The 749-nt window shown below is 53.1% G+C and carries 1 protein-coding gene; it reads right to left on the bottom strand.

Going from position 1 to position 749, the window contains the following annotated elements:
- Window positions 1–749, bottom strand: a 749-nt coding sequence (locus Q4551_RS16165) for a GTP-binding protein (RefSeq protein WP_303434961.1), incomplete at its 3' end; no start/stop codon positions are given.

Genomic DNA, 749 nt, shown 5'->3' with positions numbered 1-749 from the left:
ACGATACCGCGCTCAACACGACCGGTAACAACCGTACCACGACCCTGAATAGAGAATACGTCTTCGATTGGCATGATGAAGTCACCATCGATCGCACGCTCTGGCTCTGGGATGTAGGAATCCAGAGTTTCTACCAGGGTTTTAACCGCAGTAGTACCCATTTCGTTGTCATCCTGGCCGTTCAGGGCCATCAGGGCAGAACCCGGGATGATTGGTGTGTCGTCACCTGGGAAGTCGTATTCAGACAGCAGGTCACGCAGTTCCATTTCAACCAGTTCCAGCATCTCTGCGTATTCTTCTGAGTCTGCGCCACCGCAGTCTTCAGCCAGCAGGTCTGCCTTGTTCAGGAAAACGACGATGTAAGGTACGCCAACCTGACGGGACAGCAGGATGTGTTCACGAGTCTGAGGCATTGGGCCGTCAGTAGAACCACATACCAGGATAGCACCGTCCATTTGCGCAGCACCGGTGATCATGTTTTTCACATAATCCGCGTGTCCTGGGCAGTCTACGTGGGCGTAGTGACGGCTTGGAGATTCGTACTCAACGTGAGAAGTTGAGATAGTGATACCACGCTCACGCTCTTCTGGTGCGTTGTCGATACCGTCGAATGCAACGGCTGCGCCGCCCCATACTTCAGCACATACGCGAGTCAGAGCCGCTGTCAGAGTGGTTTTACCATGGTCAACGTGACCAATAGTACCTACGTTTACGTGGGGTTTGGAACGTTCAAACGTTGCCTTAGCCAT

Source organism: Oceanobacter sp. 5_MG-2023 (assembly GCF_030548165.1).
In the GTDB taxonomy this organism is placed as follows: Bacteria; Pseudomonadota; Gammaproteobacteria; order Pseudomonadales; family Oceanobacteraceae; genus Oceanobacter.
This window is presented reverse-complemented; position numbering and strand designations above follow the sequence as displayed.